This window comes from Pseudomonas edaphica (assembly GCF_005863185.1).
Lineage (GTDB): Bacteria > Pseudomonadota > Gammaproteobacteria > Pseudomonadales > Pseudomonadaceae > Aquipseudomonas > Aquipseudomonas edaphica.
This window is the reverse complement of the sequence record NZ_VBVZ01000356.1, coordinates 1-6,455: the sequence shown is the minus strand read 5'-3', so window position 1 is coordinate 6,455 and position 6,455 is coordinate 1. Positions and strand designations below refer to the sequence as shown.

The following is a 6,455-nucleotide window of genomic DNA, read 5'->3' as shown; positions in this document are numbered from 1 at the left end:
GATCCACCGCTATCGCAGGCAAGCCAGCTCCCACATAAGCCAGTTGCCACATTTTTAACCGAGACAGGCTTTAGATGGCGACGTCAGCCTTGATGCTCGGATCGGCGTCGTAGCCCACAATCTCGAAGTCTTCGAACTTGTAGTCGTAAATCGACGCCGGCTTACGCTTGATTACCAGTTCCGGCAGCTTCTTCGGCGTGCGCGCCAGCTGCGTACGGATCTGTTCCATATGGTTGCTATAGGCATGGGTGTCGCCGGTGGTGACGATGATCTCGTGCGGGATCAGGTCGCATTGCTGGGCCAGCATATGGGTCAGCAACGCCAGCGCGGCGGTGTTGTACGGCAGGCCGAGGAATACGTCGGAGCTGCGGATGTACAACTGCATCGACAGATGGCCGTCATGCACAAACGCCTGGTACAGCAGGTGGCACGGCGGCAGGGCTTGCTTGCCGTTGCGCGCGTTTTCCTGCGGGCTCTTGGTTTCGTCCGGCAGGTATTCGACGTTCCAGCCGTGGAACAGGATGCGACGGCTGTTGGGGTTGTTCTTCAACGTGTCGACCATGTAGTCGATCTGGTTGATGGTGCCGCCGTCCTTGGTTGGCCAGGCGGTCCACTGCTCGCCGTACACCGGGCCGAGGTCGCCGTCTTCGGTGGCCCATTCGTCCCAGATTTTCACGCCGTTTTCGTTCAGCCACTGGATGTTGGTATTGCCGCTCAACATCCAGATCAATTCGTTGGCGATGCTTTTGAAATGAAGCTTCTTGGTGGTCAGCAGCGGGAAGCCGTCGGCCAAGTTATGCCGATACTGACGGGCAAACACGGCTTTGGTGCCGGTGCCGGTGCGATCGCCCTTGGTCAATCCATTGGTCACGACGTCGTTCAGTAGTTCGAGATATTGCTTCATGTTTTTACCCGTATCAAAGAAGCCGAGGCTCGCAAAAGCCTCGGCATTCGAATTTAAAGCGCGGCGTTCTTGATGCCTTGCGGGCGATTGTAAGCCCACCACAGCAGGCCCAGGCCCGCCAGGATCATCGGCATGCTGAGAATCTGCCCCATGGTCAACCAGCCCCACGCCAGGTAGCCCAGCTGTGCATCCGGCACGCGGACGAACTCGACGATGAAGCGGAAGATCCCGTAGAACAACGCAAACATGCCGGAAACCGCCATGGTTGGGCGTGGCTTGCGCGAGAAGATATAAAGAATCAGGAACAGTGCCACACCTTCCAGAGCGAACTGGTAGAGCTGCGACGGGTGGCGTGGCAGTTGCGCCGGGTCGCTGAAGGGTGGGAACACCATGGCCCACGGCACGTCGGTCGGCTTGCCCCACAACTCGGCATTGATGAAGTTACCGATACGCCCGGCACCCAGGCCAATCGGCACGAACGGTGCGACGAAGTCCATCAGTTGGAAGAACGACTTGCCGTTGCGGCGGCCGAACCACCATGCGGCAATCATCACGCCGACAAAGCCACCGTGGAACGCCATGCCGCCCTTCCACACTTCGAAAATCAGCGTCGGGTTGGCGATATAGGCCGGAAGATCGTAGAACAGCACATACCCCAGGCGTCCGCCGACGATCACGCCCATCGACATCCAGAACACCATGTCGGAGAGCTTCTCCTTGGTCCAGGTCGGGTCGAAACGGTTCAGGCGCCGGGAAGCCAGCAGCCAGGCACCGCCGATGCCGATCAGGTACATCAACCCGTACCAATGGATTTGCAGCGGACCGATGGCCACGGCCACCGGGTTGATCTGCGGGTAAGGCAGCATTGCGACTCCTCGTTAAATCAATAGTCATGGCGCACCGGACCATGCCGGTGTGGGATTAAGCCTGCGTTACAGCCGCAATTTCAAATTAAGAAGGTTAGACACGCCCAATAGCCCGGCATGTTAACGGATGGAAGGCGCTCGGCCCAACTTCGATACGATGGATAGCCATCCGCTGTATGGGTAGAGTGAACAAAACACAAAGGGAACGCCTTATGTGCCTGATTGTTTTCGCCTGGCGGCCGGGCCACGCCCAGCCGCTGATCGTCGCGGCCAACCGTGATGAGTTCTACGCCCGCCCCAGCCTGCCGCTGGCTCAGTGGCCGGATGCGCCACATGTGTACGCTGGTCGCGACCAGGAAGCCGGTGGCACCTGGCTTGGGGTGAACGCCGACGGGCGGTTTGCTGCCCTGACCAATATTCGCGACCCGCACCAGCCGCCTGCACGTAAGTCCCGAGGGGAGTTGGTGGCGCGATTTCTCAGTGGATCGCTGCCAATTGACGAATATTTGGCCGATGTTAACGGCCGTTCGATTGAATACTCCGGTTTTAACCTGCTGGTAGGCACGCGGGATGAGCTGTGGCATTACAACGCCAATGAGACCGAGCCGACGCGGTTGGAGGCTGGGGTTTATGGCCTGTCGAATGCCGGCCTGAATACGCCCTGGCCCAAATTGCTCAAGGCCAGGGCGGCGTTGGGTGAATTGCTGGAACACCCACAGCCGCAGGCCTTGCTGGAAATCTTGAGCGACCCGCAGACCGCACCATTTGCCGACTTGCCGGACACCGGCGTGGGCTTGGCGACCGAAAGCCTGCTCTCCAGCGTGTTTATCGCCAGCCCCAGTTATGGGACGCGGGCGAGTACGGCGTTGATTGTGAATGCCGATGGGACGCGGCAGATGGTGGAGCGCAGCTTTGGGCCACTGGGTGGGCGGCTGGGAGAGGTCGAACTGAACATTTGATGGCGCTTGGGCTGCCGTCATCGCAGGCAAGCCAGCTCCCACATTTTGAACTGTGAACACAGTCAAATGTGGGAGCTGGCTTGCCTGCGATAGCGGTCTAGAGGGTTTTTGCAGAAGCCGGGTTGATCATTCGCGTCAGCCCCAGGTTCTTCAGCGCCAGTTGCAGCGAGCTGTGGATAACTTGCGGGTTGTCGATGGTCATCAACTCGGCAAGCAGGTCCTTGGCCATGCTCAGCTCAACCTGACGCAACATCCACTTCACCTTCGGCAAGTTGGTGGCGTTCATCGACAGGCTATCAAAGCCCATTGCCATCAACAGCACCGCTGCCGCCGGGTCGCCGGCCATTTCACCGCAGATGCTCACCGGCTTGCCTTCGGCATGGGCGTCGCGCACCACATGTTGCAGGGCTTGCAGCACTGCCGGGTGCAGGTAATCGTAGAGGTCGGCCACCCGTGGGTTGTTGCGGTCCACGGCCAGCAGGTACTGGGTCAGGTCGTTGGAGCCGACCGAGAGGAAGTCCACTTGCCGCGCCAGTTCTTTGGCCTGGTACACCGCCGCCGGGATTTCGATCATCACGCCAATCGGTGGCATCGGCACGTCGGCGCCTTCGTCGCGTACTTCGCCCCAGGCGCGGTGGATCAGGTGCAGCGCTTCTTCCAGCTCGTGCGTGCCGGAGATCATCGGCAGCAGGATACGCAGGTTGTTCAGGCCTTCGCTGGCCTTGAGCATGGCGCGGGTCTGGACCAGGAAAATTTCAGGATGGTCGAGGGTTACACGAATACCGCGCCAGCCAAGGAAGGGGTTGTCTTCCTTGATCGGGAAATACGACAGTGACTTGTCGCCGCCGATGTCCAGGCTGCGCATCGTCACCGGCAACGGGTGGAAGGCGGACAGTTGCTCGCGATAAATCGCCAGCTGCTCCTTCTCACTCGGGAAACGTTGGTTGATCATGAACGGCACTTCGGTGCGGTACAGCCCCACACCTTCAGCGCCGCGCTGTTGCGCTCGGGCCACATCGGCCAGCAAGCCGGTGTTGACCAGCAGCGGCACACGGTGGCCATCGAGGGTGACGCATGGCAGCTCGCGCAGCGAATCGAGGCCCAGCGCCAGTTGCTTCTCTTCTTCCACCACCTCGGCGTATTGCTTGCGCAGCAGCTCGCTGGGATTGGTAAAGACTTCACCACGATGGCCGTCGACGATCATGTCGATGCCGTCGACCTTGGAATACGGCAGGTCCACCAGGCCCATTACCGTCGGAATACCCATGGCCCGAGCCAGGATCGCGACGTGGGAGTTACCCGAACCCAGTACCGACACCAAACCCACCAACTTGCCCTCTGGCACTTCGCCGAGCATGGTGGCGGTCAGTTCTTCACTGATCAGGATGGTGTTGTCGGGGTAGACCAGGTTGGTGGTGCGGTCTTCCTGCAAGTAGGCTAGCAGACGGCGGCCGAGGTCGCGCACATCCGAGGCGCGTTCACGCAGGTAGGCATCGTCCATCAGTTCGAAACGGTTGACGTGATCGGTGACCACCTGGCGCAACGCGCCCTGGGCCCACTGGCCGGTCTTGATCACGGTTTTGACTTCATTACCCAGGGACGCGTCGTCGAGCATCATCTGGTACACGTCGAACAGCGCGCGCTCTTCGGGGCGCAGTTGCGTGGCCAGCTTGGTCGACAGGTTGCGCATGTCGGCGCGCACGCCTTCCAGGGCAGTCTTGAACAGTTTGATTTCAGCGTCGATGTCATCGACGGTTTTGTCCGGCACCACATCCAGGTCGGCTGGCGGCAGCATGACCACGGCCGTACCGACCGCAGCGCCCGGCGAACCTGGCACGCCGACGAACTTGGCTTCCTGGATGCCCTTGCCCTGACGGCCCAGACCACGAATCGAACCCGTCGCCTCAGCGTGGGCAATGACCCCGGCGAGCTGCGCGCTCATGGTCACGAGGAAGGCTTCTTCGCCTTCATCGAACTGGCGGCGTTCTTTTTGCTGGATGACCAACACGCCGACAACGCGGCGGTGGTGAATGATCGGTGCGCCGAGGAACGAGGCGTAGCGCTCTTCGCCGGTTTCGGCAAAGTAGCGATAACGCGGGTGATCGGCCGCGTTTTCAAGGTTCAGGGGTTCTTCACGCGTCCCCACCAGGCCCACCAGACCTTCATTGGGCGCCATGCTGACCTTGCCGATCGAGCGCTTGTTCAAGCCCTCGGTGGCCATCAGCACAAAACGGTTGGTCTCTGGGTCCAGCAGGTAAACCGAGCAGACCTGGCTGCCCATGGCTTCCTTGACGCGCAACACAATAATCCCCAACGCCGCCTTGAGATCCTTGGCGGAGTTAACTTCCTGGACGATCTTGCGCAGCGTATTGAGCATGGCTCGGGGTCGAACTCCGTCGTCAGTCGCGCGCTAAAAGGCGCGGGGCAAGCTCTTTGAGAGCGCGACGATAAACCTCGCGCTTGAATGTCACCACCTGGCCCAACGGGTACCAATAGCTGACCCAGCGCCAGCCATCGAACTCCGGTTTACCGGTCAAATCCATTCGCACCCGCTGCTCGTTCGAGATCAGGCGCAAAAGAAACCATTTTTGCTTCTGGCCGATGCACAGCGGTTGGCTGTGGGTACGCACCAGGCGTTGCGGCAAACGATAGCGCAACCAGCCACGGGTACAGGCCAGAATTTGCACATCTTCGCGCTCAAGGCCGACTTCTTCATTCAACTCACGGTACAAGGCGTCTTCAGGGGTCTCGTCGGGGTTGATTCCGCCTTGAGGAAACTGCCAGGCATCTTGGTTGATTCGGCGAGCCCATAGCACCTGTCCGGCATCATTCGTAAGAATAATCCCGACATTAGGACGGAAACCATCGGGGTCGATCACGGCAACAACCTCGCAAACGCATGTCGCCGCATTGTTCCACAAAGGTTGTTCCAGCGGCAACGAGGCTTCTTACCTTATGTGCACTCTTGTGAAAAGACCGTATTCTGGACGCCTTTTTACAGACTTTTCAGCGAGTAACTGCAATGCGCCTGGCTTTATTCGACTTGGACAACACGCTTCTCGGCGGTGACAGCGATCACGCGTGGGGCGATTACCTCTGTGAGCGTGGGATTCTTGACCCGGTGGCCTACAAAGCCCGTAACGACGAGTTTTACCAGGATTACCTGGCCGGCAAGCTGGATAACGCCGCCTACCTGAACTTCAGCCTGGAAATCCTTGGCCGCACCGAGATGGCCCAGTTGGACGAATGGCACCGCGACTTCATGCGCGACTGCATCGCCCCACTGATGCTGCCGCTCGCCCTGGAACTGCTGGCCAAACACCGCGCCGCTGGCGACAAGCTGGTGATCATCACCGCCACCAACCGCTTCGTGACCGCGCCGATCGCCGAGCTGCTGGGGGTTGAAACCCTGATCGCCACTGAATGCGAGATGGAAAACGGCCGGTATACCGGGCGCAGCACGGATATCCCGTGCTTCCGTGAAGGCAAAGTGACGCGCTTGAATCGTTGGCTGGAAGAAACCGGGTACAGCCTGGAAGACAGCTACTTCTATAGCGATTCGATGAATGATTTGCCGTTGCTGGAGCAGGTAGCGCATGCGGTGGCGGTGGACCCGGACCCGAATTTGCGTGCCGAAGCCGAGAAGCGTGGCTGGCCGGTGATTACCCTGCGCGGCTGATGACGCCATCGCAGGCAAGCCAGCTCCCACACTTTAGATGTATTCAC

General features: G+C 59.8%; 6 protein-coding genes. 2 read left to right on the top strand and 4 right to left on the bottom strand.

Annotated elements, in window-relative coordinates; genetic code table 11:
* Window positions 1-70: 70 nt before the first annotated feature.
* Window positions 71-904: a thymidylate synthase gene (locus tag FEM54_RS21305; protein ID WP_138452860.1), complete on the bottom strand. Its 834-nt coding sequence runs from the start codon at window positions 902-904 to the stop codon at window positions 71-73.
* Between the two features lie 53 nt (window positions 905-957).
* Window positions 958-1,770 carry a prolipoprotein diacylglyceryl transferase gene (gene lgt, locus FEM54_RS21300; protein WP_056857664.1) on the bottom strand — a complete coding sequence of 271 codons (813 nt, stop codon included), beginning with the start codon at window positions 1,768-1,770 and terminating at the stop codon, window positions 958-960.
* Window positions 1,771-1,982: 212 nt separating this feature from the next.
* Between lgt and FEM54_RS21295 the strand changes: the two genes are divergently transcribed.
* Window positions 1,983-2,729: an NRDE family protein gene (locus FEM54_RS21295; protein ID WP_138452858.1), complete on the top strand. Its 747-nt coding sequence runs from the start codon at window positions 1,983-1,985 to the stop codon at window positions 2,727-2,729.
* 97 nt (window positions 2,730-2,826) lie between these two features.
* On the opposite strand, the gene ptsP is transcribed toward FEM54_RS21295, so the two are convergent.
* Both ptsP and FEM54_RS21285 read right to left on the bottom strand, forming a co-directional pair.
* Window positions 2,827-5,106: a phosphoenolpyruvate--protein phosphotransferase gene (gene ptsP, locus FEM54_RS21290; RefSeq protein ID WP_017139499.1), complete on the bottom strand. Its 2,280-nt coding sequence runs from the start codon at window positions 5,104-5,106 to the stop codon at window positions 2,827-2,829.
* A 22-nt stretch (window positions 5,107-5,128) separates the two neighbouring features.
* Window positions 5,129-5,608, bottom strand: coding sequence for an RNA pyrophosphohydrolase (locus FEM54_RS21285; RefSeq protein ID WP_003176750.1), 480 nt, complete (start codon window positions 5,606-5,608; stop codon window positions 5,129-5,131).
* Between the two features lie 143 nt (window positions 5,609-5,751).
* Between FEM54_RS21285 and FEM54_RS21280 the strand changes: the two genes are divergently transcribed.
* Window positions 5,752-6,408, top strand: a complete 657-nt coding sequence (locus FEM54_RS21280) for a histidinol-phosphatase (RefSeq protein WP_138452856.1) — start codon at window positions 5,752-5,754, stop codon at window positions 6,406-6,408.
* Window positions 6,409-6,455: the final 47 nt, after the last annotated feature.

What these genes read in the sequence shown, in the direction of transcription:
- FEM54_RS21305 (WP_138452860.1), bottom strand. Translation starts at nt 904, where the DNA reads ATGAAGCAATATCTCGAACTACTGAACGACGTCGTGACCAATGGATTG.
- lgt (WP_056857664.1), bottom strand. Translation starts at nt 1,770, where the DNA reads ATGCTGCCTTACCCGCAGATCAACCCGGTGGCCGTGGCCATCGGTCCG.
- FEM54_RS21295 (WP_138452858.1), top strand. Translation starts at nt 1,983, where the DNA reads ATGTGCCTGATTGTTTTCGCCTGGCGGCCGGGCCACGCCCAGCCGCTG.
- ptsP (WP_017139499.1), bottom strand. Translation starts at nt 5,106, where the DNA reads ATGCTCAATACGCTGCGCAAGATCGTCCAGGAAGTTAACTCCGCCAAG.
- FEM54_RS21280 (WP_138452856.1), top strand. Translation starts at nt 5,752, where the DNA reads ATGCGCCTGGCTTTATTCGACTTGGACAACACGCTTCTCGGCGGTGAC.